This is a genomic window from Anaeromyxobacter paludicola, assembly GCF_023169965.1.
In the GTDB taxonomy this organism is placed as follows: domain Bacteria; phylum Myxococcota; class Myxococcia; order Myxococcales; family Anaeromyxobacteraceae; genus Anaeromyxobacter_B; species Anaeromyxobacter_B paludicola.
The window spans coordinates 3,337,232-3,361,555 of sequence record NZ_AP025592.1 but is presented as its reverse complement, the minus strand read 5'-3'; the positions used below and the strand labels follow the sequence as shown (position 1 = coordinate 3,361,555).

Annotated in this window: 23 protein-coding genes; 18 read left to right on the top strand and 5 right to left on the bottom strand. The window is 72.0% G+C overall.

Annotated features, from left to right (window positions below; all coding sequences use genetic code 11):
- The first annotated feature begins 24 nt into the window (after positions 1-24).
- The 8 genes from AMPC_RS15040 (at position 25) to AMPC_RS15005 (ending at position 9,221) form a co-directional block, all read left to right on the top strand.
- Positions 25-1,314 carry a 2Fe-2S iron-sulfur cluster-binding protein gene (locus AMPC_RS15040; RefSeq protein WP_248342231.1) on the top strand — a complete coding sequence of 430 codons (1,290 nt, stop codon included), beginning with the start codon at positions 25-27 and terminating at the stop codon, positions 1,312-1,314.
- Entirely contained in the window at positions 1,307-2,782 is a 1,476-nt protein-coding gene (locus AMPC_RS15035; protein ID WP_248342230.1) for an FAD-dependent oxidoreductase, read from the top strand. Before AMPC_RS15040 ends, AMPC_RS15035 begins: the two co-directional genes overlap by 8 nt.
- A gap of 52 nt (positions 2,783-2,834) precedes the next feature.
- A complete protein-coding gene (gene pruA / locus AMPC_RS15030; RefSeq protein WP_248342229.1) occupies positions 2,835-4,475 on the top strand; it encodes an L-glutamate gamma-semialdehyde dehydrogenase in 1,641 nt (546 codons plus the stop codon).
- Positions 4,476-4,624: 149 nt separating this feature from the next.
- Positions 4,625-5,746, top strand: coding sequence for a branched-chain amino acid ABC transporter substrate-binding protein (locus tag AMPC_RS15025; RefSeq protein WP_248342228.1), 1,122 nt, complete (start codon positions 4,625-4,627; stop codon positions 5,744-5,746).
- A gap of 86 nt (positions 5,747-5,832) precedes the next feature.
- On the top strand, positions 5,833-6,738 hold the full coding sequence (locus tag AMPC_RS15020; protein ID WP_248342227.1) for a branched-chain amino acid ABC transporter permease: 906 nt from the start codon (positions 5,833-5,835) through the stop codon (positions 6,736-6,738).
- 1 nt (position 6,739) lies between these two features.
- On the top strand, positions 6,740-7,729 hold the full coding sequence (locus AMPC_RS15015; protein WP_248342226.1) for a branched-chain amino acid ABC transporter permease: 990 nt from the start codon (positions 6,740-6,742) through the stop codon (positions 7,727-7,729).
- Positions 7,726-8,493 (top strand): ABC transporter ATP-binding protein, encoded by a 768-nt coding sequence (locus AMPC_RS15010; protein ID WP_248342225.1) that lies wholly within the window; start codon positions 7,726-7,728, stop codon positions 8,491-8,493. The genes AMPC_RS15015 and AMPC_RS15010 overlap by 4 nt, the downstream gene beginning before the upstream one ends.
- 2 nt (positions 8,494-8,495) lie before the next feature.
- Positions 8,496-9,221 carry an ABC transporter ATP-binding protein gene (locus AMPC_RS15005; protein ID WP_248342224.1) on the top strand — a complete coding sequence of 242 codons (726 nt, stop codon included), beginning with the start codon at positions 8,496-8,498 and terminating at the stop codon, positions 9,219-9,221.
- A 163-nt stretch (positions 9,222-9,384) separates the two neighbouring features.
- Here AMPC_RS15005 and ald read toward each other — a convergent pair whose 3' ends face one another.
- Entirely contained in the window at positions 9,385-10,497 is a 1,113-nt protein-coding gene (ald, locus tag AMPC_RS15000; protein WP_248342223.1) for an alanine dehydrogenase, read from the bottom strand.
- 225 nt (positions 10,498-10,722) lie between these two features.
- On the opposite strand from ald, the gene AMPC_RS14995 reads away from it, so the two are divergent.
- Genes AMPC_RS14995 through AMPC_RS14985 form a run of 3 tightly spaced genes read left to right on the top strand, consistent with a single transcriptional unit; the run spans position 10,723 to position 12,272 of the window.
- The gene (locus AMPC_RS14995; protein ID WP_248342222.1) at positions 10,723-11,208 is read left to right on the top strand and encodes a YbaK/EbsC family protein; all 486 of its coding nucleotides are present in this window, start codon (positions 10,723-10,725) and stop codon (positions 11,206-11,208) included.
- A 15-nt stretch (positions 11,209-11,223) separates the two neighbouring features.
- Positions 11,224-11,955, top strand: a complete 732-nt coding sequence (locus tag AMPC_RS14990) for an AzlC family ABC transporter permease (RefSeq protein WP_248342221.1) — start codon at positions 11,224-11,226, stop codon at positions 11,953-11,955.
- Complete coding sequence (locus AMPC_RS14985; RefSeq protein WP_248342220.1) at positions 11,952-12,272, top strand: AzlD domain-containing protein; 321 nt, start codon at positions 11,952-11,954, stop codon at positions 12,270-12,272. Before AMPC_RS14990 ends, AMPC_RS14985 begins: the two co-directional genes overlap by 4 nt.
- A 373-nt stretch (positions 12,273-12,645) precedes the next feature.
- Here AMPC_RS14985 and AMPC_RS14980 read toward each other — a convergent pair whose 3' ends face one another.
- Positions 12,646-13,860: a DcaP family trimeric outer membrane transporter gene (locus tag AMPC_RS14980; protein ID WP_248342219.1), complete on the bottom strand. Its 1,215-nt coding sequence runs from the start codon at positions 13,858-13,860 to the stop codon at positions 12,646-12,648.
- 343 nt (positions 13,861-14,203) lie between these two features.
- Here AMPC_RS14980 and AMPC_RS14975 point away from each other — a divergent pair, with 343 nt between their 5' ends.
- From AMPC_RS14975 to ipdC, 6 genes are all read left to right on the top strand, one after another.
- Positions 14,204-15,406, top strand: coding sequence for an ABC transporter substrate-binding protein (locus AMPC_RS14975; protein WP_248342218.1), 1,203 nt, complete (start codon positions 14,204-14,206; stop codon positions 15,404-15,406).
- 104 nt (positions 15,407-15,510) lie between these two features.
- Entirely contained in the window at positions 15,511-16,440 is a 930-nt protein-coding gene (locus AMPC_RS14970) for a branched-chain amino acid ABC transporter permease (protein WP_248342217.1), read from the top strand.
- 2 nt (positions 16,441-16,442) lie between these two features.
- Positions 16,443-17,435 (top strand): branched-chain amino acid ABC transporter permease, encoded by a 993-nt coding sequence (locus AMPC_RS14965; protein ID WP_248342216.1) that lies wholly within the window; start codon positions 16,443-16,445, stop codon positions 17,433-17,435.
- Positions 17,436-17,482: 47 nt separating this feature from the next.
- The gene (locus AMPC_RS14960; RefSeq protein WP_248346333.1) at positions 17,483-18,256 is read left to right on the top strand and encodes an ABC transporter ATP-binding protein; all 774 of its coding nucleotides are present in this window, start codon (positions 17,483-17,485) and stop codon (positions 18,254-18,256) included.
- 1 nt (position 18,257) lies between these two features.
- Positions 18,258-18,974, top strand: a complete 717-nt coding sequence (locus AMPC_RS14955) for an ABC transporter ATP-binding protein (RefSeq protein ID WP_248342215.1) — start codon at positions 18,258-18,260, stop codon at positions 18,972-18,974.
- Positions 18,975-18,990: 16 nt separating this feature from the next.
- A complete protein-coding gene (ipdC, locus tag AMPC_RS14950) occupies positions 18,991-20,616 on the top strand; it encodes an indolepyruvate/phenylpyruvate decarboxylase (protein ID WP_248342214.1) in 1,626 nt (541 codons plus the stop codon).
- Positions 20,617-20,640: 24 nt separating this feature from the next.
- On the opposite strand, the gene AMPC_RS14945 is transcribed toward ipdC, so the two are convergent.
- The 3 genes from AMPC_RS14945 to rarD all read right to left on the bottom strand — a co-directional run bounded on the left by AMPC_RS14945 (position 20,641) and on the right by rarD (position 22,966).
- Positions 20,641-21,027, bottom strand: a complete 387-nt coding sequence (locus AMPC_RS14945) for a hypothetical protein (RefSeq protein ID WP_248342213.1) — start codon at positions 21,025-21,027, stop codon at positions 20,641-20,643.
- Between the two features lie 137 nt (positions 21,028-21,164).
- Positions 21,165-22,055: a DMT family transporter gene (locus AMPC_RS14940; RefSeq protein ID WP_248342212.1), complete on the bottom strand. Its 891-nt coding sequence runs from the start codon at positions 22,053-22,055 to the stop codon at positions 21,165-21,167.
- Positions 22,052-22,966, bottom strand: coding sequence for an EamA family transporter RarD (gene rarD, locus AMPC_RS14935; RefSeq protein ID WP_248342211.1), 915 nt, complete (start codon positions 22,964-22,966; stop codon positions 22,052-22,054). Before rarD ends, AMPC_RS14940 begins: the two co-directional genes overlap by 4 nt.
- 116 nt (positions 22,967-23,082) lie before the next feature.
- Between rarD and AMPC_RS14930 the strand changes: the two genes are divergently transcribed.
- Entirely contained in the window at positions 23,083-24,246 is a 1,164-nt protein-coding gene (locus AMPC_RS14930; RefSeq protein WP_248342210.1) for a benzoate/H(+) symporter BenE family transporter, read from the top strand.
- Positions 24,247-24,324: the final 78 nt, after the last annotated feature.

Sequence of the window (24,324 nt, the reverse complement as noted above, 5' to 3'; positions counted from 1 at the left end):
GCGGGGGCTATGCTGCGCCGCGAGATGGGTCGCCTAAACGAACGTTTCGCCCCCGACTGCACCATCCTGGTGGACGGCCACCGCGTCCCGGCTCGCGCCGGCGAGCGCGTGACCTCGGCCCTGATCGCCGCCGGGCGGCCGCTCCTGAGCCGCAGCCCCAAGTACCACCGGCCGCGCGGTCCCTTCTGCCTCGCCGGCTCCTGCGCCTCCTGCCTGGTGCGCGTGGACGGCGTCCCCAACGTGCGGGCGTGCGAGACGCCCTGCCGCGACGGGATGCGGATCGAGACGCAGAACGCGGTCGGCGGCGCGTCGCACGACCTCCTCGGCGCCATCGACTGGCTCCTGCCGAAGGGGATCGACCACCACAAGATGGCGACCTGGAACCAGCTCGCGAACCGCGTGGCGGTGAAGGCCTCGCGCCAGCTCGCCGGGCTCGGCCTCCTGCCCGACGAGGTCCCGGCGCCGTGGCCCGCTGCGAGCGACGAGCGGTTCGAGGCGCTCGTGGTCGGCAGCGGCCCCGCCGGCCTCGGCGCCGCCCTGGCGCTCGCCCGCGCCGGCAAGAAGGTGCTGCTCGCCGAGCGCGAGCCGGCCCTCGGCGGCCGGCTCCGCTGCCGGCTCGGCCTCCCCGGAGATCCGGAGCTGGCCTGGGCCGCGGAGGTCGCCGAGGCGGTCCGCCGCGCCGGCGGCGAGGTGGCGACGGGCGCGGCCGTGATCGGCCTCTACCCCGGCCAGGAGGGGACGCAGGCGGCGGTGGTGCAGCGGGGCGAGCCCTCGCGGATGCGCCGGATCCTCGCCCCTCGGGTCGTGCTCGGCAGCGGCAGCTGGATCCAGCGGCCGGTCTTCGAGCGCAACGACCTCCCCGGCATCCACGCCGCCCGCAGCCTGGCGGTGCTCCTCGCCGAGGAGGGGGTCACGCCGGGCGAGCGGCTCGCGGTGCTCGGCAAGGGCCCGGAGGCGGCCGCGGTGGCGAAGCGGTTCTCCCAGGCCGGCCTGAAGGTGGAGCTGGTGGAGGGCGAGGTGGCGCGCGCCCGCGGCCGCAGCCGCATCTCCGGCCTCACGCTGGTGGACGGCGGCGAGGTCTCCTGCGACGCGCTCGCGGTGGCGACCGACCGGATGCCGGCGGCCGAGCTGGCCCGCGCCTGCGGCGCCACGCTGGCGCTCGACGCCGCGACCGGCGCCTTCCGGGTGAAGCCCGGCGAGGCGGGGCGGATCGCACCTGGAATCCATGCGGCCGGCGAGGTGACCGGCCCCTGCAGCGCCGCCGAAGCGGCGGAGGCCGGCCGCGTGGCCGGGGAGGCGGTGGCCCGTGGCTAGGACGTTCATCTGCACCTGCGAGGACGTGACCGTGAAGGACGTGCGGCGCGCCTTCGAGAAGGGCTACCGGGATCTCGAGTCGGTGAAGCGCTACACCGGCATCGGCACCGGGCCGTGCCAGGGCAAGACCTGCCTCGCCATCGCGGCGCGGGAGCTCCTCAAGCTCGGCGCCACGCCGGGCGAGGTGATGCCGTTCACCGTCCGCCCGCCGCTCCACCCCACCTTCTTCTCGGCCCTGGCCTCGCTCGACCCGGAGGCCCTGCCGCTCGACGAGGGCGTGCCGCGCAAGCCGGCGCCGGTCGAGAAGCCGCGCCCCTCGGGCGCGCTGCCGAAGAAGGCGCACGTGGTCATCGTCGGCGGCGGCATCATGGGGCTCGGCCTCGCCTACAACCTCGCCAAGCGCGGGGTCACCGACGTGGTGCTGATCGAGCGCGGGTACCTCACCGGCGGCGCCTCCGGCCGCAACGGCGGCGGCGTCCGCGCCCAGTGGACCACCCCCACCATGATCCGGCTGGCGCAGCGGTCGCTCGCGATCGGCGACTCCTTCGCGGCGGAGATGGGGATCAACACCTGGTTCCGCCGCGGCGGCTACCTCTTCCTCGCGCCCTCCAAGAAGCAGGTGGAGCGGATCGAGAAGAACGCGGTGCTCCACAACGAGCACGGGATGCGCACCCGCGTGCTCACGCCCGCCGAGGCGAAGGACGTGGTGCCGGAGCTCGACCCGACCCGCTTCCTCGCCGCCTCCTGGAACCCGGACGACGCGGTGGTCTTCCCCTGGCCGTACGTCTGGGGCTACGCCACCCGCGCCGAGGCCCTCGGCGTGAAGGTGCTCACCTTCACCCGCGTCACCGGCTTCGAGAGCGAGGGCAAGCGGCTCACCGCGGTGAAGACCGACCAGGGCACCATCCAGGCCGACATCGTGGTGAACGCGGCCGGCGCCTGGAGCCCCGAGGTGGCGGCGCTCGCCGGGGTGAAGCTCCCCAACGAGCCGGAGCGGCACGAGATCCTGGTGTCCGAGCCGCTCAAGCCCTTTCTCGGCCCCCTGGTCTCCAACCTCGGCAACGGCCTCTACTTCTCGCAGAGCCTCCGCGGCGAGATCGTGGGCGGCATGGCCGATCCCAACGAGCCCGAGGGGATCCAGATGGGCTCGACGCTGCGCTTCCTCTCCCGCTTCGCGCGCGCCCTCACCGAGGTGATGCCCATCACCGGCGGCGTGAAGGTGATGCGCCAGTGGGCCGGCTGCTACGACGTCACCCCCGACAACAACCCGATCCTCGGGGCGGCCGGGTACGACAACTTCCTCCAGCTCAACGGCTGGGTGGGCCACGGCTTCATGATGGCGCCGGCGGTCACCGAGCTCATGGCCGGCTGGATGGCGGGCGACCCGCCGGACGAGATCTTCGAGCGGTTCACGCTCTCCCGCTTCGAGCGGGGCGAGACCGCCGGGGAAGATTTCATCATCGGATAGCGCTAGAACACTCCTCCTTCTTTCCGTCCCCCGCACCCCGGAGGCACAGTCCATGTCGTCGTTCGGCAACTTCCGCATCCCCGCGCCCTTCAACGAGCCGGTGCTCTCCTACGCCCCCGGCACCGCCGAGCGGCGCGCGCTCAAGGCCCGCATCGGCGAGCTCTCCCGCGAGGAGCTCGAGATCCCGCTCGTCATCGGGGGCAAGGAGGTCCGCACCGGCAAGCTCGCCGACGTGCGCGCGCCCCACCGCCACGCCCACCGCCTGGCCCGCTTCCACCAGGCCGGCGAGGCCGAGGTGAACGCCGCCATCGCCGCCGCCCGCGAGGCGCGCCCGGCCTGGGCCGCGATGCCGTACCAGGCCCGCGCCGCCATCTTCCTCAAGGCGGCCGACCTCCTCGCCGGCGGCTGGCGCCCCACGCTGAACGGCGCCACCATGCTCAACCAGTCGAAGACGCCCTACCAGGCGGAGATCGACTCCTGCTGCGAGATCGCCGACTTCTGGCGCTTCAACGCCGCCTTCGGCGAGCAGATCCTGGCCGAGCAGCCGATCTCGTCCCCCGGCGTCTGGAACCGGGTCGAGTACCGCCCGCTCGAGGGCTTCGTCTTCGCGGTGACGCCCTTCAACTTCACCTCCATCGCCGCCAACCTGCCCACCGCCCCGGCGCTGATGGGCAACACGGTGGTCTGGAAGCCGGCCTCCAGCACCGTCTACTCGAACTGGTTCGTGCTGAAGCTCCTCGAGGCGGCCGGCCTGCCCCCGGGCGTCATCAACTTCGTGCCCGGCTCCGGCCGCGCCGTCGGCGACCCGGTCCTCGCCAGCCCCGAGTTCGCCGGCATCCACTTCACCGGCTCCACCGCGGTGTTCCAGGGGATGTGGCGGACCATCGCCGGCAACCTGCCCCGCTACAAGGGCTACCCGCGCATCGTGGGCGAGACCGGCGGCAAGGACTTCATCTTCGGCCACGCCTCGGCCGACCCCGACGCGCTCGCCACGGCGCTCTGCCGCGGCGCCTTCGAGGCCCAGGGGCAGAAGTGCTCCGCCGCCTCGCGCGCCTACGTGCCGGAGAGCCTCTGGCCGCGCGTAAAGGAGAAGCTCCTCGCCCAGGTGGCCTCCATCAAGATGGGCGATCCGGCCGAGGACTTCTCCGTCTTCATGGGCGCGGTCATCGACCGCGGCGCCTTCGACAGCATCAAGTCCTACGTCGAGTTCGCGAAGTCCTCGCCCGAGGCGAAGATCCTGGCCGGCGGCGAGTGCGACGACTCGGTCGGCTACTTCGTCTCGCCGACGGTGGTCCAGGTCACGAACCCCCGCCACAAGCTGATGGAGGAGGAGATCTTCGGGCCGGTGCTGACGATCTACGTCTACCCGGACGCGAAGCTCGACGAGACCGTGGCGCTCTGCGACGCCACCAGCCCCTACGCGCTCACCGGCGCCATCTTCGCGCAGGACCGCGCGGTGGTGGAGCAGCTCGGCGAGAAGCTCCGCGACGCCGCGGGCAACTTCTACGTGAACGACAAGCCGACCGGCGCCGTGGTGGGCCAGCAGCCGTTCGGCGGCGCCCGCGCCTCGGGCACCAACGACAAGGCCGGCTCGATGTGGAACCTCATCCGCTGGGTCTCGCCGCGCACCATCAAGGAGAACTTCGCGCCGCCGACCCGGATCGAGTACCCGCATCAGGCCTCGGGAGAATAGCGCGCGCGATATCGACCCTCGCCGCGATGCGGCGAGGGTCGGTGCACCTGCTCCATCCGGGACGCGTGTGTGAAATCGTCCTTCCCGGGCGGCGCGCGTTGGGGTGAAATGCGCCGCGTCGCCTCTTCCCCCGAAACGAGGAGAATCCAATGAAGAAGATGATGGGCCTCGCGCTGGCCCTCGGCCTCTCGGCCACCGGCACCGCGCGCGCGGCGGACACGATCAAGATCGGCCTCATGGCCCCCATGACCGGCTCCTGGGCCAGCGAGGGCCAGGAGATGAAGAAGAACGTCGAGCTGCTGGCGCAGGAGCAGAACGCCAAGGGCGGCGTCAACGGCAAGAAGATCGAGGTCATCGTCGAGGACGACGGCGGCGATCCCCGCACCGCCTCGCTCGCCGCGCAGCGGCTCTCCACCAAGGGCATCGCGGCGGTCATCGGCACCTACGGCTCCGCCGTGACCGAGGCCACCCAGAACATCTACAACGAGAACGAGATCGTCCAGGTGGCGAACGGCTCCACCGCCGTGCGCCTCACCGAGAAGGGCCTCAAGTACTTCTTCCGCACCTGCCCGCGCGACGACGAGCAGGGCAAGGTCGGCGCCAACACCGTGGCCAAGATCGGCGCGAAGCGCATCGCCCTCCTCCACGACAGCTCGGCCTACTCGAAGGGGCTCGCCGACGAGATCAACGGCATCCTCAAGGCCAAGCACGCCAACGTGGTCTTCTTCGACGCGCTGACGCCGAAGGAGCAGGACTACTCGGCGATCCTCACCAAGCTCAAGGCCGCGAGCCCCGACGTCGTCTTCTTCACCGGCTACTACCCCGAGGCCGGCCTGCTCCTGAAGCAGAAGAAGCAGATGGGCTGGAACGTGCCCTTCATCGGCGGTGACGCCATCAACAACCCGGACCTCGTGAAGATCGCCGGCAAGGAGGCCGCCGCGGGCTTCGAGTTCCTGTCGCCGCCGGTCCCGGCCGACCTCGACACCCCCGAGGCCAAGGCCTACCTGGCCGCCTACAAGAAGGCCTACGGCGGCGCCCCGGCGTCGATCTACGGCGTGCTCGCCGGCGACGGCTTCCGCGTGGTGGTGAAGGCCATCCAGGAGACCAAGAGCACCAAGGCCGCCGACATCCGCAACTACCTCGTGAACAACCTGAAGGACTTCCCCGGCTACACCGGCAAGATCTCCTTCAACCAGAAGGGCGACCGCGTGGGTGAGCTGTACCGCGTCTACAAGGTCGACAAGGCCGGCAACTTCGTGATGCAGAAGTAGCTTCCGCAACACCCGGGGCGGACTCCGCGCGGCCTTCCGGGGGGCCGCGGGGTCCGCCCCTCCAACGCCTGATCCCAAGAGCCCCCATGGAGCAATTCTTCCAGCAGCTCACCAACGGCCTCGCCGTGGGGGGCATCTACGCGCTCATCGCCCTCGGCTACACGATGGTGTACGGGGTGCTGAAGCTCATCAACTTCGCCCACGGCGACCTGTTCACCTACGGCGGGTACCTGGGGCTCACGCTCCTCACCTCCTTCCTGCTCCAGGACCGGATGGGCGTGATGGCCGGGATCGGGATCCTCACCGTGATGGTGATGGGGCTCGTGGGGGTGATGGGGGTGGTCCTCGAGCGCGCCGCCTACCGGCCGCTGCGCGAGGCGCCGCGCCTCTCGGCGGTGGTGTCGGCCCTGGGGGCCTCGATCTTCCTGCAGAACGCGCTGATGCTGATCTACGGCGCGCAGTTCCAGACCTACCCCGAGGGCCTCCTGCCGCAGACGGCGGTGAGCCTCGGCGGGATCCAGATCCCGCTCATCCGCATCCTGGTGGTGCTCGCCTCGATCGTCATGATGGCGGCGCTCTACCTCTTCGTGCAGAAGACCAAGATCGGCACCGCCGTCCGCGCCGCCGCGATCGACCAGGGCGCCGCCCGCCTCATGGGCATCGACGTGAACAAGGTGGTCTCGCTGGTGTTCCTCATCGGCCCCGCCCTGGGCGGCTCGGCCGGCCTGCTGGTGGGGCTCTACTACGGCCGCGTGGACTTCACCATGGGGTGGGTCTACGGCATGAAGGCCTTCACCGCCGCCATCCTCGGCGGCATCGGCAACATCCCCGGCGCCATGGTGGGCGGGCTCCTCCTCGGCGTCATCGAGGCGCTCGGCGCGGCCTACCTCTCCATCGCCTGGAAGGACGCCTTCGCCTTCTGCGTGCTCATCCTCATCCTCATCGTGCGGCCCACCGGGCTCCTCGGCGAGCGCGTCGCGGAGAAGGTCTGAGATGAGCAAGAAGCTCCTCGCCGGCTACGCGGTGGTGGCCGCGGCGCTCCTCGCCGCGCCGCACCTCCTCGACTCCTACTGGCTCGACGTGCTCAACAGCGTCGGCCTCTACGCGCTGCTCGCGCTCTCGCTCAACCTCATCCTCGGCGACGCCGGCCTGTTCAACATGGGCCACGCCGCCTTCTACGCGGTGGGCGCGTACACCGGCGCCATCGTCAGCACGCGCTTCGAGCTCCCCATCCTCTACGCGGTGCCGCTCGCCGCCGTGACCGCGGCGATCTTCGCGGCGGTGGTGGCGCGGCCGGTCATCCACCTGCGCGGCGACTACCTGCTCATCGTCACCATCGGCATGGGCGAGATCGTCCGCATCGCGCTCGTGAACGACGTGTTCGGCCTCACCGGCGGCGCCAACGGCATCTTCGGCATCCCGCGCCCGGTGCTCTTCGGCCACAAGATCCGCAAGCCCGAGGAGTTCCTCTACCTGATCTGGGGCTTCGTGGCCGCCACGGTGTTCCTGTTCCACCGGCTCGAGCAGTCGCGCTTCGGCCGCGCGCTCAACTACCTGCGCGAGGACCCGGTGGCCGCCGAGGGCAGCGGCGTCAACACCGCGCGCTACAAGCTCATGGCCTTCGTGCTCGGCGCCGCCTGGGCCGGCATGGCCGGCAGCATCTACGCGGCCAAGATGACCATCATCTCGCCCGAGTCCTTCAGCTTCTGGGAGTCGGTGGTCCTGTTCCTCATCGTCATCCTGGGCGGCTCCGGCTCGATCCCCGGGGTGCTGCTCGGCGCCGCCCTGGTGGTGGGGCTCCCCGAGATCTTCCGCGGCTTCGCCACCGCCCGCATGCTGGTGTTCGGCCTGGTGATGATGGTGATGATGGTGGTGCGGCGGCAGGGGCTCCTCCCCCTGCGCCGGATGCGCTTCAAGCCCTCCGATCTGAAACGGGCCGAGGCGGCGCGCGCCGCGCAGGCGCCGGCGGAGGTGGCCCGGTGAGCGCGCTCCTCGACGTCCACGGCATCACCAAGACCTTCGGCGGCCTCACCGCCGTGGACGACGTCAGCTTCGACGTCGCCCCGGGCTCGATCGTCGGCCTCATCGGCCCGAACGGCGCCGGCAAGACCACCACCTTCAACCTCATCACCGGGAACTACCGGGTCGACAAGGGCACGGTCACCTTCGAGGGCCGCTCGCTGGTGGGGATGCGGACCCACAAGATCGTCCAGCTCGGCGTGGCCCGCACCTTCCAGAACATCCGGCTCTTCCAGCAGCTCTCGGCGCTCGAGAACGTGCTCGCCGGGCGCCACTGCCGCACCAAGGCCGGCCTCTTCTCGGCCATGTTCCGCCCGCCGTGGCAGGCGCGCGAGGAGCGCGAGGCGGTGGGGCGCTCCATGGCCGAGCTCGAGTTCGTCGGGCTCGCCGACCGGCCGCTGGAGGAGGCGCGGAACCTCTCCTACGGCAACCAGCGCAAGCTCGAGATCGCCCGCGCGCTCGCCACCGAGCCGAAGCTCCTCATCCTCGACGAGCCGGCCGGCGGCATGAACGAGCAGGAGACCGACCAGCTCGTCGAGCTCATCCAGCACATCCAGAAGCGCGGCGTCACCGTGCTCCTCATCGAGCACGACATGAGCCTGGTGATGCGCGCCTGCGAGAAGATCGTGGTCCTCGAGTACGGCGGCAAGATCGCGGAGGGGACGCCGGCGGAGATCCAGAAGAACCCCAGGGTGATCGAGGCCTACCTCGGCACGGAGGAGGTCTAGCCATGTCGACGCCCATCCTCGAGATCCGCGACCTCCACGTGAAGTACGGCAACGTCGAGGCGCTGCACGGCATCGGCCTCACCGTGAACCAGGGGGAGATCGTCACCATCCTGGGCGCGAACGGCGCCGGCAAGTCCACCACCCTGCGCGCCATCAGCGGGCTCCTCAAGCCCTCGGGCGGCGAGATCCGCTTCGAGGGCAAGCCGGCCCACACCGTCCCGGCCCACGAGCGCGTGAAGCTCGGCATCGCCCAGTCGCCGGAGGGGCGGCGGGTGTTCGGCACGCTCACCGTGCGCGAGAACCTGATGCTCGGGGCGTTCACCCGCTCCGACAAGGCCGGCATCGCCGAGTCGCTCGCCTGGGCCTACCGGCTCTTCCCGGTGCTCGAGAAGCGGCGCGACCAGCTCGCCGGCACCCTCTCCGGCGGCGAGCAGCAGATGCTCGCCATCGGGCGGGCGCTCATGGCGAAGCCGCGGGTGCTGCTCCTCGACGAGCCGTCGCTCGGCCTCGCGCCGCTCCTCGTGAAGGCCATCTTCCAGGCCATCCGCGAGGTGAACCAGACCACCGGCCTCACCGTGCTGCTGGTCGAGCAGAACGCCCGCGCGGCGCTCAAGCTCGCCCACCGCGGCTACGTGATGGAGGTGGGCCGGATGGTGCTCGAGGACACCGCCGAGGCGCTCATCGCCGACCCCAAGGTGCAGAGCGCGTACCTGGGCGGGCGGAAGTAGGGCGACGCGGAACCGCTGGCCGCCCCTCCCCGGCCCTCCCCGCCCGAGCGGGGAGGGAGCGCAGCGAGGCACCTCGAGAGCGCCCCGCAGCGCCCCTCTTCCCCTCTCCCGCGTGAGCGGGGGAGGGAAAGGGAGGGGGCGCGGCGCCGGGAGGCCGGTGCGACTAGACCAGCGACGCCGGATCCACGAACGGCAGGCCGAGGCTCTCCGCGACCGGCGCGCAGGTGAGCTTGCCGTCGTGGGTGTTGAGCCCGGCGAGGAAGCCCTTGTCCGCGGCGAGCGCCTTCTTCCAGCCCTGGTTGGCGAGCTTGAGCGCGTACGGCAGCGTCGCGTTGGCGAGGGCGATGGTCGAGGTGCGCGGCACCGCGCCCGGCATGTTGGCGACGGCGTAGTGGAGCACGTTGTCGACGAGGTAGACCGGGTCGGCGTGGGTGGTGGCGTGGGTGGTCTCGAAGCAGCCGCCCTGGTCCACCGCCACGTCCACCACCACGCTGCGCGGCTTCATGAGCGAGAGCATCTTGCGGGTCACGATCCGCGGCGCGTGCGCGCCGGGCACCAGCACCGCGCCGATGACCAGGTCGGCCTTGGCGATCGCCTCCTCCACGTGGTGCTCGCTGCTCCAGAGCGTGTCGATCCGGTTCCCGAAGATGTCGTCGAGGTAGCGGAGCGTGGGCAGGCTCTTGTCGAGCGCCGTCACCCGCGCGCCCATCCCGGCGGCGACCTTGATGGCGTTGAGCCCCACCGTGCCGGCCCCGAGCACCACCACGTTGGCCGGCGGCACGCCGGGCACGCCGCCCATGAGCACGCCGCTGCCGCCGTTGCCGGCCTGCAGGTAGAACGCGCCCACGTGCGCGGCCATCCGGCCCGCCACCTCCGACATCGGGGTGAGGAGCGGCAGCCGGCCGGCGGCGTCGGTGATGGTCTCGTAGGCGATGCCGGTGATCCCCTTCTCGAGGAGCCCCTTGGTCTGCTCCGGGTCGGGCGCGAGGTGCAGGTAGGTGAAGAGCACCTGGCCCACGTGCATGGCGGAGATCTCGACCGCCTGCGGCTCCTTCACCTTGATGACGAGCTCCGAGCCGTCGAAGACCTCCTGCGCCGTCTTCACCACCACGGCGCCGGCGGCGGCGTACTCGGCGTCGGGGAACCCGCTCCCCACGCCGGCGCCGGCCTGCACGAGCACCTTGTGCCCCGCGGCGACCATCGACCGCGCGCCGCCGGGGGTGAGCCCCACGCGGTTCTCGTTGACCTTGATCTCCTTGGGGCAGCCGACGTTCATGTGCGTCTCCGATGCTGGAAGAGGGGGCGAGGACCCGGACCCGGGAGTATGGCGCGAATGCGCGCCGTGTCCAACCGCGGCCGCGACTCGGCCGGGCCGGGTGCGCCGCGGCGCGCTAACATGGAGCGCTTCCGGCGCCCGCGGGTCCCCGGCCGGCCCTCCCCTCGCGCGGGCGGGCCCGGGCGGCCCCGCCGCGGCGCCGGCCACGAGACGAGGAGGCGCGGCATGGCGGAGAAGGCGATGGGCGGCGTGGAGCGGGTGCGGGCGGCGCTGGCCGGGCACGGGCTGGGCTGCGAGGTGAAGGAGCTCTCCCAGAGCACCCGGACCGCGCAGGAGGCGGCCGCGGCGGTCGGCTGCGACGTGGGGCAGATCGTGAAGTCGCTCGTCTTCAAGGGCGCCGCGAGCGGCCGCCCGGTGCTGGCCCTCGTGAACGGCGCCGCCCGCGCCAGCGAGGCGCGCCTCTCGGAGCTCCTCGGCGAGCCGGTGGCCCGCGCCGACCCGGCCTTCGTCCGCGAGAAGTCGGGCTTCGCCATCGGCGGCGTGGCCCCGGTCGGCCACCGGGAGCCGCCGGTGGTCCTCATCGACCGCACCCTGCTCTCCTACGCCGTGGTCTGGGCCGCCGCCGGCGCGCCGAACGCCGTCTTCGCGGTCGCGCCGGGCGAGCTCGCGCGGGTCACCGGCGGCGCGGTGGCCGACCTCGTCGAGCCCTGAGGTATCTTCCCGCCGATGCAACCCCTCCCCGCCCACTGGACGCGCCGGGCCGAGTTCCTTGCCGGCTGCCGCGCCGAGCTGCCGATCATCCTCGGCGTGGCGCCCTTCGGCATGATCTACGGGGCGCTCGCCGTCGGCGCGGGGCTCTCCGCCTTCGCCGCCCAGGCGATGTCCTCGGTGGTCTTCGCCGGGTCGGCCCAGTTCATCGCCGCGCAGCTCATCCGCGAGGGCTCGCCCGGGCTGGTGGTGGCGGTGACGGTGCTCGTCGTGAACCTGCGCCACCTCCTCTACAGCGCCTCGGTCGCGCCCTACCTGCGCCACCTGCGCGCCGGCTGGAAGGGGCTCCTCGCCTACCTCCTCACCGACGAGGCCTACGCGGTGGCGATCGGCCGCTACCTGCGCGACGGCGACCGGACCGACGCCGACCCGGTCTCGCCCAACCGGCACTGGTACTTCCTCGGCGCCGGGCTCGTGCTCTGGGGCTCCTGGCAGGTGAGCACCGGCGTCGGGATCTTCCTCGGCGCCCTCGTGCCGGCGAGCTGGAGCCTCGACTTCACGCTGCCGCTCACCTTCATCGCGCTCGTGTTCCCGTCCCTGCGCGACCGGGGCGCCTTCGCCGCGGCGCTCGGCGGCGGCGGCATCGCCGTGCTCGCCTTCGGCCTGCCCTACAAGCTCGGCCTGATGCTGGCGGCGGTGGGCGGCATCGCCGTCGGCCTCGTCGCCGACCGCGCGGAGCGCGAGGCGTGAGCTGGCTCCCGACCCTGGCCGTCGCCGGCCTCCTCACCTTCCTCATCCGGCTCTCGTTCATCGCGCTGCTCGGGCGGGTCGAGACCCCGCCGCTCCTGGCGCGCGCCCTCCGGCTCGTCCCGCCGGCGGTGCTCTCGGCCATCATCCTGCCGGAGCTGCTCCTGCGGCGCGGCGCCGTGGACCTCTCGCTCGGCAACGTCCGGCTGCTCGCCGGGCTCCTCGCCACCGGCGTCGCGATCTGGACGCGCAACGTGCTCGCCACCATCGGCGCCGGGATGGCCGCGCTCTGGCTCCTGCAGTACCTCGTGGCGCGCTGAGGTCCGGCGGCGCCAGGCACTCCATCAGCGCCGCCCCCCCGGCCGACGGGAGCCCTCCCGAGGCGCGCAGCGCAGGCGGGCCGCCCGCCGGCGTCGGACCGCGTGACACGATGGAAGCGCCGCTCCCCCGGGCAACGCCGAAACCGGAGCCGAGCACCAGAGCCAGGACGGCACCGCAGCGGGTTCGAGCGCTCTGCGCCCACGGCGCCGCTCGCCGACCAGCGACCGGCGGAGCCGCCGGAGCGAGCACCGCAGCGGTGGGCTCCCGGCGGCCCCGCGGCGCGGGCTGCCGAGCAGGGGCAGGGAGCGGAAAAGGAGAGGGCCGCGACCTCTCGGCCGCGGCCCTCGAAGCTACGTCAGGCTCGTCTTCGACCTAGAACAGGTTGAAGTGCGACACGAGCTCGCCGCGCCACTCCTCGCCCTTGGCGCCGGAGAAGGTCTCGCGACGGTTGTAGTAGAACTCGGCGCCGACCCAGAAGCTCTTCGCCGGGCTGTACCGGGTGTTGAAGCCGGCCGTGTAGACGCTCTTGTTGAAGCCGCCGTAGGAGCCGGCCGAGGCCGCCTCGACCGCCGCCTTCACGTCGGAGTCGTCCTTGGTCCAGGTGCCGCTGCCGATGAGGTTCGAGGCCACCTGCGGCGTCCAGTTGTGGGTGAAGCCGAGCGAGGCGCCGACCACGGTCCAGAGCTTCATGTCGGTGCCGGCCACGACCACGTCCTCGGGAGCGTCGAGGGTGGTGCCGTAGATGTACGTGCCGATGCCGGGGCCGCCCGAGACGTCGAGGACGAGGGCGTCACCGCCGATGTTGAAGGCCGCGCCGACGGCGCCGCCGAAGCCGAACTTGCTGGCGACGTCGTTCTTGTACTGCTTCGCCACGCCGCGGACCGAGAAGCTGCCCATCGAGAAGGGCACGTCCACGCGGCCGATGATGTCCGGAACCGTCCAGTACGGGTTGCCGTAGGCGGTCACGTTCGCCTTGTTGCTGAGGCTCGTGTAGTACGGGTCCTCGAGGGCGAGGGTGAGCTTCACCGGCCCGGTCGGGGCGGTCAGCCGGATCATCGGGGCGCGGAGCGCCGCGAGGTTCGTGACCGGGTTCTCGTCCATCTGATCCGGGAAGGCGTTCAGATCGGCGAACGTGCTCCAGGTCTGGCCGATGAGGAGCCAGTCGCCCACGGTGCCGTAGGCGTGGCGCACGCGCAGGGTGGCCGAGTGGGTGTCGGAGGCGCCGGCGAGCTGGTAGCCCTTGGCGGCGTCGAGCTCGAAGCGCATGCCGATCGCGCCGATGCTGGAGGGCGTGGTGCTCTGGAGGCCGAACCGCGAGTAGGCGACGGTGAGGGCGGCCTGCGGGGCGTTGGTCTTCTGGCCGTCGAGGGCGATCCCGTTCGGGCAGAGGAAGTAATCGCAGGCCGTCTGCAGGTCGTGGTAGCCGCCCGAGAGCTCGTACATCACGGCCGCCTCGGCGAAGCCGTTGAACTTGAGGGTGGTGTCGGTGCCCGGGATCTTGAAGGCGCCCGGATCCTCGGCGCGAGCCGCCCCGGAGAGGGCGAGCCCGAAGGCGGCGAAGGTGGCGATGAGCTTCGTTCTGGTCATTCCTTGGTTTCTCCCCTCCGGTGCGGCTGGAGGTGCTGGGTGGAAGTCCCCCATTGCCCAATCCGAGCACAATGGTTTGGGCACGATACCAGCTTCTGGAGCCGCGTCTAATTAAAGATGTCGCGGAGTGGATTGTCCTCGAGTGAAGGGACGACAGCACGCGCCGGGCCAAAGGCTGCCCGGAAATCACTCACACTTTTGCCCGATGCCCAGGCATTCCCGATCGCGGACGACCCCAGAAAGGGTACTGCGGCGTACAAACGTTCGCTTATGGAAAAGGCTTCGTTGACTCACCGATATGTCGTGCTAAGCACTAGAGGTTTTCCCCACCCCCGGAGGATCGATGAGAATTCATCGCGCGTTGGCGGTGGCCGCCCTGGCCTTCGCCGTGGTTGGCTGCCAGCAGAAGAAGGAAGAGGCCGCGCCGGCTCAGGCGCCCGCTGCAACTCCCCAGGCCGCCCAGGCCGCGCCGGCCGGCGACAAGATCGTCTTCGGCCACGTCGGCTCGATGTCGGGCAACGAGGCCACCTTCGGCGACTCCACCGACAAGGGCATCAAGCTCGCGGTGGACGAGCAGAACAAGAAGGGCGGCGTCAAGGGCAAGCAGATCGTCGTGAAGACCCTCGACGACCAGGGCAAGCCGGAGGAGGCCGCCGTGGCCGCCACCCGGCTCGTCACCCAGGACCACGCCACCATCCTCCTCGGCGAGGTGGCCTCCAGCCGCTCGCTGGCGATGGCGCCGATCGCCGACTCGAACCAGGTCCCGATGATCTCGCCGACCTCGACCAACCCCAAGGTCACCAAGGACGGCGACAAGACCCGCCCCTACGTCTTCCGCGTCTGCTTCATCGATCCCTTCCAGGGCACCGTGATGGCGAAGTTCGCCACCGAGAACCTGAAGGTGAAGAACGTCGCGATCCTCCGCGACGTCGGCAACGACTACTCGGTGGGCCTCGCCGACTTCTTCGCGAAGAAGTTCCAGGAGCTCGGCGGCAAGATCGTCTCCGACCAGAGCTACAAGGCCGGCGACCAGGACTTCAAGGCCCAGCTCACCGCCATCAAGGGCAAGAACCCCCAGGCCATCTACGTCCCCGGCTACTACACCGACGTGGCCCTCATCTCCCGCCAGGCCCGCGAGCTCGGCATGAAGCAGCCGCTCATGGGCGGCGACGGCTGGGATTCGTCCAAGCTCTACGAGATCGCCAAGGGCGCGCTCGACGGCTCGTACTTCTCGAACCACTACACGCCGGAGGATCCGTCCCCGGTGATCCAGGAGTTCGTGAGCAAGTACAAGGCCGCCTACGGCAGCGTCCCCGACGCGCTCGCCACCCTGGGCTACGACGCGGCCAAGGTCGCCATCAACGCGCTCGAGAGCGCCAAGGACCTCACCGGCCCCTCGATCCGCGACGCCATCGAGCAGACCAAGGGCTTCAAGGGCGTGAGCGGCGTGATCACCCTCGACGCCGACCACAACGCCGTGAAGTCGGCGGTGGTGCTCGGCATCGAGAAGAACAACGCGAAGTACGCGGCCACCGTCAATCCGTAGCCGCCTGATCCAAGGAGGGGGCGGGCCGGTCGCGGGGCCGGTCCGCCCCCTCCATCATTCCCCCGACTCGCCCGCCCCCCCGGGCGGATGCTAGAAGAGATCCCGTGACAGAATTCCTCCAGCACCTCGTGAACGGCCTCTCGGTGGGGACGATCTACGCCCTCATCGCGCTCGGCTACACGATGGTCTACGGCGTCCTCAAGCTCATCAACTTCGCCCACGGCGACGTCTACATGGTCGGGGCGTTCTCCGGCCTCTACCTCGCGCGCGGGCTGGGGGTGGACGAGCACCCATCCCTCTGGAAGGCCCTCGTCGTCTTCGTCGGCTCCATGGTCATCTGCGGGGCCCTCGGCGTCATCATCGAGCGGTTCGCCTACCGGCCGCTCCGCCAGCGCCCCCGCCTGACGGCCCTCATCACCGCCATCGGCGTCTCCTTCCTGCTCGAGTACGGCTTCCAGCTGCCGCCGGCGATCGGCAGCAGCGTGCCGTTCCCGCCCGGGCCTACGCCGCGCTTCTTCCCCGAGCCCTTCCCGCGCGTGGACTTCGAGCCGTTCGGCGTCCACGTCAGCAACTACGACATGGTCTCCCTGGCCACGGCGGTCGCGCTCATGTTCGCGCTGCAGTTCGTGGTCTACCGAACCCGCTTCGGCACCGCCATGCGCGCCGTCTCCTTCGACGCCGGCGTCGCCGGGCTCATGGGCATCAACGTGAACCGGGTGATCGCCTGGACCTTCGCGCTCGGCTCGGGCCTCGCCGCCGCGGCCGCGCTGCTGGTGGCCGGGTCGCGCCCCACCATCAACCCGCTCATGGGGCTCCTCCCCGGCATCAAGGCCTTCGTGGCCGCGGTGTTCGGCGGCATCGGCAACGTGCCCGGCGCCATGGTCGGCGGGCTCGTGCTCGGCCTGGCCGAGGAGTTCGTGGCCGGCTACGCCCTCTCCTCCTACCGGGACGGCATCGCCTTCGCGATGCTGATCCTCGTCCTCCTCGTCCGCCCCGCCGGGCTCTTCGGGCGCGTCCGCGCCGAGAAGGTGTAAGCGTGGACACGCTCAAGCTCGCGGGGCGCTCGCTCCTCCCGTTCCTCGTGGCCCTGCCGGTCCTCTGGATCGCCGAGGGCTCGCTGGCCGACTCGAAGTCGGCCCAGATCATCCTCATGGCGGCCGGGATCAACGTCATCCTGGCGGTCTCCCTCAACGTGGTGAACGGCTTCACCGGCCAGTTCTCCATCGGCCACGCCGGCTTCATGGCCGTGGGCGCCTACACCGCGGCCAAGATCATCGTCGCCACCCGCGGCCTGCAGCTCGTCGGGCTGCCGCCGGCCGTGTCCGATCAGGTGCTCTTCTTCCTGGCGCTCCTCGCCGGCATGATCACCGCGGCCGGCGCCGGCCTCCTCGTCGGCATGCCGTCGCTGCGCCTCCGGGGCGACTACCTCGCCATCGTCACCCTCGGCTTCAACGAGATCATCCGGGTGATCATCGAGAACACCCCCTTCCTCGGCCAGGCCACCGGCATCTCCGGCCTGCCCCGCCGCACCACGCTCGTCTGGGTGGGCATGGGGGTGGTCGCGACCCTGGTCATGGCGCGCCGCCTCGTCGGCTCGACCCACGGCCGCGCCCTCCTCGCCATCCGCGAGGACGAGGTGGCGGCCGAGGCGATGGGCGTGGACACGGTCGGCTACAAGGTCCGCGCCTTCGTCATCTCCTCCGCCTTCGCCGGCCTGGCCGGCGGCCTGCTCGTGCACCTCATCCAGCTCTGCACCCCCCGGTCCTTCACCTTCGTGAAGTCGATCGAGGTCGTGGTCATGGTGGTGCTGGGCGGCATGGGCTCGGTCACGGGCTCCGTCGTCTCGGCGCTCGTCCTCTCCTTCGCCCTCGAGGGCCTCCGCGAGGCCCAGCAGTACCGCATGGTCCTCTACTCGATCCTCCTCATCGTGCTCATGCTCACCCGCCCCACCGGCATCTTCGGCACCCGCGAGATCTGGGACATGCTGCCCCGGCTCAAGCGGCGCCGCGCCGAGGGAGGCGCCCAGTGAGCGCCCCCGAGAACGTCACCCCCGTCATCGAGGCCCGCAAGGTCACGATGCAGTTCGGGGGCCTCAAGGCCCTCTCCGAGTTCGAGCTCGAGCTCAAGCCGCGCGAGCTCGTCGGCCTCATCGGCCCGAACGGCGCCGGCAAGACCACCGCCTTCAACGCCCTCACCGGCGTCTACGCGCCGAGCTCCGGCGACGTGTTCGTGAGCGGCGAGCGGGTGAACGGGCTGCGCCCGTACGTCATCTGCCAGAAGGGCATCGCGCGCACGTTCCAGAACATCCGCCTCTTCAAGGACCTCACGGCGGTGGACAACGTCCGCGTGGCCTGCCACCACCGGCGCGAGGCGGGCTTCACCGCCGCCTTCCTGCGGAGCGCGGCCTTCATCAAGGACGAGGCGAGCATCACCCGGCGCGCCGAGGAGTACCTCGACGTCATGGGGCTCGCCCACCGGCGCAACGAGCTGGCGCGCAACCTCCCCTACGGCGAGCAGCGGCGGCTGGAGATCGCGCGCGCCCTCGCCACCGGGCCGAAGCTCCTCTGCCTCGACGAGCCGGCCGCCGGCATGAACGCCTCGGAGAAGGTGTCGCTCCTCGAGCTCATCCGGAAGATCCGCGACGAGTTCGGCCTCGCCATCCTCATCATCGAGCACGACATGCGCGTGGTGATGGGCGTGTCCGAGCGGCTCGTCGTCCTCGACCACGGGGTGATCATCTCGCGCGGCCCGCCGGAGAAGGTGCGCAAGGACCCGAAGGTCATCGAAGCCTACCTCGGCGACGCGTACCTGGCCGAGAAGCAGATCTCCGTCCCCGGAGAGGGCGCGTAGCGTGAGCGAATCCATCCTTTCGATCAAGGACCTGCAGGTCAACTACGGCGCCATCGAGGCGCTCCGCGGCATCTCGCTGGAGGTCCCGGACAAGCAGGTGGTGGCGCTCATCGGCGCGAACGGCGCCGGCAAGACCACCACCCTGCGCGCCGTCTCGCGCATGCTCCGGCCGGTGGCCGGCTCGGTCACGTTCCAGGGCGAGGAGATCTCCCGCCTCCAGCCGCACGAGATCGTCGCCCGCGGCCTCGCCCACGCGCCCGAGGGGCGCGGCATCTTCCTGAACCTCACGGTGCAGGAGAACCTGGAGCTCGGCGCCTTCCTGCGCACCGACAAGGACGGCGTGGCCGAGGACATGGAGAAGTTCTTCGGGCTCTTCCCGATCCTGAAGGAGCGGCTCCACCAGGTGGCGGGCACGCTCTCCGGCGGCGAGCAGCAGATGCTCGCGGTGGCGCGCGCGCTCATGAGCCGGCCCAAGCTGCTCCTCCTCGACGAGCCGTCGCTCGGCCTGGCGCCGCAGGTGGTGGAGCGCATCTTCCAGGTGCTCCGCGACGTCTCGGCGCAGGGCGTGGCGCTGCTCCTGGTCGAGCAGAACGCCCACAAGGCCCTCCAGATCGCGCACCGCGCCTACGTCCTCGAGACCGGCGAGGTGGTGATGCAGGGCACCGGGCAGGAGCTGCTCGACTCGCCCGAGGTCCGCAAGGCGTACCTCGGCGAGTAGCCTCGAGGGCGCGCCGATGAACCTCACCGAGTCGCTCCTCGGCGCGCTGCGCGACCACGGCGCCCGGCAGATCTTCGGGATCCCGGGCGACTTCGCCCTCCCCTTCTTCCGGATCATCGAGGAGTCGGGGATCCTCCCGCTCCACACCCTCTCGCACGAGCCGGCGGTCGGCTTCGCCGCCGACGCCGCCGCGCGGGTGGGCCAGGGGCTCGGGGTGGCCGCCGTCACCTACGGCGCCGGCGCGCTCAACATGGTCAACGCGGTGGCGGCCGCCTACGCGGAGCGGTCGCCGCTGGTGGTGCTCTCGGGCGGCCCGGGCCGGGGCGAGTCCCGCTCCGGGCTCCTGCTGCACCACCAGGCCCGCAGCCTCGACTCGCAGCTCGAGATCTTCCGCGAGCTCACCTGCGACCAGGCCCGGCTCGAGGACGCGGCGCGCGCGCCGGCCGAGATCGCCCGGGTGCTCGCCGCCTGCGTGGACCGGTCGCTGCCGGTCTACCTCGAGCTGCCGCGCGACATGGCGGCGGCCCCGTGCGCGAAGGTGTCGCCGCTCCCGACCGCGCCCCCCGACCGCGAGGTGCTCGACGCCTGCGCCGACGAGGTGCTGGCGCGCCTCTCCCGGGCCCGCTCCCCGGTGCTGATGGTGGGCATCGAGGTGCGCCGCTACCGGCTCGAGGAGAAGGTGGCGGAGCTGGCCCACCGGCTCGGCGTGCCGACCGTCACGAGCTTCATGGGGCGGGGCCTGCTCACCGGCGCCGACGCCCCGCTCCTCGGCACCTACCTCGGCGTGGCCGGCGACCCGGGGCTGACGCGCCTCGTGGAGGACTCCGACGGGCTCTTCCTCCTCGGCGAGCTCGTCTCCGACACCAACTTCGGCGCCTCCGAGCGGTCCATCGACCTGCGCAAGACCATCCACGCCTGGGAGGGCGAGGTGAAGCTCGGCTACCACGCCTACCAGGGCGTGCGGCTCGCCGACCTCGTGGACGCGCTCCTCGCCCGCACCGCCCCCACCTCGCGCCACTTCGCCGTGAGCCGGCCGGTCTACCCGCGCGGCCTGGTGGCCGACGGCGCGCCCATCGCCCCGGCCGACCTCGCCGCGGCGGTGAACGACCTCATGGCGACCCACGGCACCATGCCGATCGCGAGCGACGTGGGCGACTGCCTCTTCACCGCCATGGACGTGGACCAGACCGAGCTCGTGGCGCCCGGCTACTACGCCACCATGGGCTTCGGCGTGCCGGCCGGCCTCGGGCTGCAGGCCGCCACCGGCCGGCGCCCGCTGGTGCTGGTGGGCGACGGCGCCTTCCAGATGACCGGCTGGGAGCTCGGCAACTGCCGCCGGCTCGGCTTCGACCCCATCGTCCTCGTCTTCAACAACCAGAGCTGGGAGATGCTCCGCACCTTCCAGCCGCAGTCGCGGTTCAACGACCTCGACGACTGGAAGTTCGCCGAGATGGCCGCCGGCCTGGGCGGCGACGGCGTCCGGGTGCGCACCCGGGCCGAGCTCGCGCAGGCGCTGGCGCGGGCCGCCGCCACCCGCGGCCGCTTCCAGCTCGTGGAGGCGATGATCCCGCGCGGCGTGCTCTCCCCGACCCTCAAGAACTTCGTCGAGGGCGTGAAGCGGCTCAACGCCGGGAAGGCCTAGCGGCCCGCGGCGAAGCGCGGCGGCTCAGCGCCCCTGCGTCGAGTCGCTGTCGTGCACGTCGCCGTCGTTGTCGGGATCGCGCGCGCTGCCGGTGCCGCCGCTCGCGCCGCTGCCGGTCCCGGTCGCCGAGCTGTCGCTGCTGCCGGTGCCCGACTCCTCCGACGTCCTGCGCGCCCGCTTCGCCTTGTGGTGCCGCATCCCGCCGTCGAGCGACTGGAGCTTGTCGTCGTCCGAGGTGCCGCCCCCGCTCTTGTCGCTGCTCGGCGACGACTCGGCGCCGAGGCCGGTCCCCGTCCCGCCCCCGCCGGCGCCCGCCCCGCCCCCACCGCCGCCGGCGCCCTGCGCCCAGGCGCCGCTCGAGACGAGCCCGGCGCACGCGGCCACCACCACCAGCTTCCGAAGTCCGTTCATGCCACCCTCCGGGGGAAACGCTGCGCACCCCGGGCCGCCCGCACAAGCGCGCTCCAGCGCCCGCCCGAGGCGCGGCCGCGCGGGCGCTCGGCGGGGGGCACGCGTGCGCGCGCCACGACGCCTCGCGCGTCCGGGGCTCAGCGCCTCTGCGCGCCGGCTTCCGCGCGGCCCGCCGCGGCCCGCGCCCCCACCGGCCACGTGCCGACCACGGCCCCGCCCACGATGAGCCCCATGGCGAGGAGCGCCGGCCCGCCGAGCCGCCCGGCGCCGAAGGCGGTGAGGAGCACCGTCGAGAGGAGCGGGGTCAGGTAGGCGAGCGTGCCGATGACGCGCGGGTCGCCGCCCTTGAGCGCCCGGTCCCAGAGGTAGAACGCCGCGCCCATGGGACCGAGCCCGATGAGCACCAGGAACGGCAGCTCCCCGGCGGACGGGACGTAGCGCGGCTCGAAGAGCGCGTGGCACCCTAGGGAAAGCAGCCCGGAGGCGAGGCAGAAGCTCGAGATGGCCGAGGTGGGGAAGCTGCCGAGCCGCTTCGAGAGCAGCGAGTACGTCGCCCAGATGAACGCCGCCAGGACCGCGAGCAGGTAGCCCAGGAGCCCCTCGCGCGCGAAGCCGAGCCGGCCGCCGGTGACGAGCAGCGCGGCCCCGCCGAACCCGAGCAGCGCGCCGGCCACGTGCCGCGGCCCGAGCCGCGCGCCGGGCACGAGCGCCGGGCTCAGCACCACGATGAGGAGCGGCCAGAGGTAGTTGAGGAGGTTCGCCTCGACCGGCGGCGCCAGCCGGAGCGCCAGGAAGAGGCAGAAGTGGTAGGCGAAGAGCCCGTAGACGCCGAGCAGCAGCACCGGCCCGCGCACGGCGCCGGCGCGCAGCCCGCGCAGCCCGCAGAGCGCGCCGAGCAGGAGCGCGCACCCGACGAGCAGGAAGGGGGGCACGCCGCGCAGCTTCAGCCCGAGGAGCGCGAGCGTACCCCAGAGCCCGATCGCCCCGAGGGCGTCGAGGGTGGCGCGCCGGGCGCGGGCGCCGCTCATCGGCCGGCCCCCGCCGCCGCCGGGCGCCGCGAGAGCGCCACCGCCTCCGCCGTGTAGATGACGAGCGAGAGCCAGATGCAGCCGAAGGCGATGGCGTGGTCGCGCGTGAAGAGCTCGCCGAAGGCGAAGACCGCGATGAGGAACTGCATGGTGGGGTTGAGGTACTGCAGGACGCCGATGGTCGAGAGCCGGAGCCGCTGCACGCCGTTGGCGAACCAGATGAGGGGGACGGCGGTGACCACGCCCGCGGAGGCGAGGAGCGCGCTCCGCCCGAGCCCCCGGCCGAAGTGGCCGGCCCCGGCGCCGCCGAGCCAGAGCAGGTAGGCGAGCGCGACCGGCGCGAGCACCGCCACCTCGGCGAGCAGCCCGGGCACCGCGTCCACCCGCACCCGCTTGCGGATGAGGCCGTAGGCGCCGAAGGTGAGGGCCAGCGCGAGCGCGATCCAGGGCACGTGGCCGGCGCGGACCACGAGCGCCAGCACCCCGGCCCCGGCGAGGCAGATCGACACCACCTGGATCCGGCTCAGGTGGTCGCGCAGGAAGATCACCCCGAGGAGCACGGTGACGAGCGGGTTCACGAAGTAGCCCAGGCTCGCCTCGAGGACGTGGCCGTTGTTGACCGCCCAGATGTAGGTGAGCCAGTTGAGCGAGATGAAGATCGCGCTCACGGCCAGCGTGGGGACGGTGCGCGGGACGCGCAGCTGCCGCAGCGTGTCGCCCCAGCTGCCGCGCGCGGTGACGAGGAGGGCCACGAACGCGGCCGACCAGACGATCCGGTGCGCCAGGATCTCCGGCGGCGGCACGCCCGCGAGCGTGCGGAAGTAGGCCGGGAAGAGCCCCCAGAACAGGTAGGCGGCGGCGGCGTAGGCCACCCCGGCGGCGGCGCGGGAGCGCTCGGGCGTTCTGCTCATCTCTCTCCTTGGCCGGACCGGGCGCGGGCCGGGCGGACAGAACTAGCGGACTCGGACCCGCCGGGAAAGCCCCCCGTTTCCCGGCGCGGCGCCCCGGCCTGCGCTACCCTCGCCCGATGTCGCTGCGCCAGGACCTCTCCTTCTCCGCCGTGGTCGCCGGCTTCGTGACCGTGCTCGTGGGCTACGGCAGCTCGGCCGCCATCGTGTTCCAGGCGGCCCGGGCCTGCGGCGCCGGCCCGGCCGAGGTGGCCTCGTGGATGTGGGCCCTCGGGGTCGGCATCGCCGTCACCGGCGTCGGGCTCTCGCTCCGCTACCGGATCCCGGTGGTCACCGCCTGGAGCACGCCGGGCGCGGCGCTCATCGCCACCGGCGCCGCCGGCCTGCCCATGTCGGCGGCGGTGGGCGCCTTCCTGGTCTCGGCGGCCCTCATCCTGCTCTTCGGCGTGACCCGCTGGTTCGAGCGCGGCATGTCGTACATCCCGGTCTCGCTCGCCTCCGGCATGCTCGCGGGCGTGCTGCTCCGCTTCGGGCTCGACGTCTTCACCTCGATGCGGACCCAGCTCCTCCTCCCGCTCGCCATGTTCGCGGCCTACCTGGCGGGCCGCCGGCTCTGGCCGCGCTACGCGGTGGTCGGGGTGCTCGCGGTCGGGACGGCGCTCGCCGCCGCGCGCGGCCAGCTCGACTTCGCCTCGTTCCACTTCGCGCTCGCCCGCCCCATCTTCACCCGGCCCACCTTCGGCCTCGGCGCGGTGATCGGCCTCGGCGTCCCGCTCTTCGCCGTCACCATGGCCTCGCAGAACGTGCCCGGGGTGGCGGTGATGCGCGCCTCCGGGTACGGCGAGGCGCCGGTGTCGCCCATCGTGAGCTGGACCGGGCTCGCCACCCTGCTCCTCGCCCCCTTCGGCGGCTACGCCCTCAACCTCGCCGCCATCACCGCGGCCATCTGCATGGGGCGCGAGGCGCACGAGGACCCGCGCCGCCGCTACGTGGCGGCGGCCGCGGCCGGCGTCTTCTACCTCCTGCTCGGGATCTTCGGCGCCGCGGTGGGCGCGCTCTTCGCCGCCTTCCCGAAGGAGCTCGTGGCGGCGCTCGCCGGGCTGGCGCTCTTCGGGACCATCGGCAACGGCCTCGCCGCGGCGATGCGCGACGAGCTGCAGCGCGAGGCGGCCCTCATCACCTTCCTCGTCACCGCCTCCGGGGTGACGCTGCTGGGGGTGGGCTCGGCCTTCTGGGGGCTGGTGGCCGGGGTGGTGTCGCTCGTCGTGCTGCGGCGGACCTGAGCGGCGGCGCGCCCCCGCCGGCCGGGCGCGGCGCCCGCGCTTGGCGCTGCTCGCGCTCCGGCTCACCTGCTATGGTTC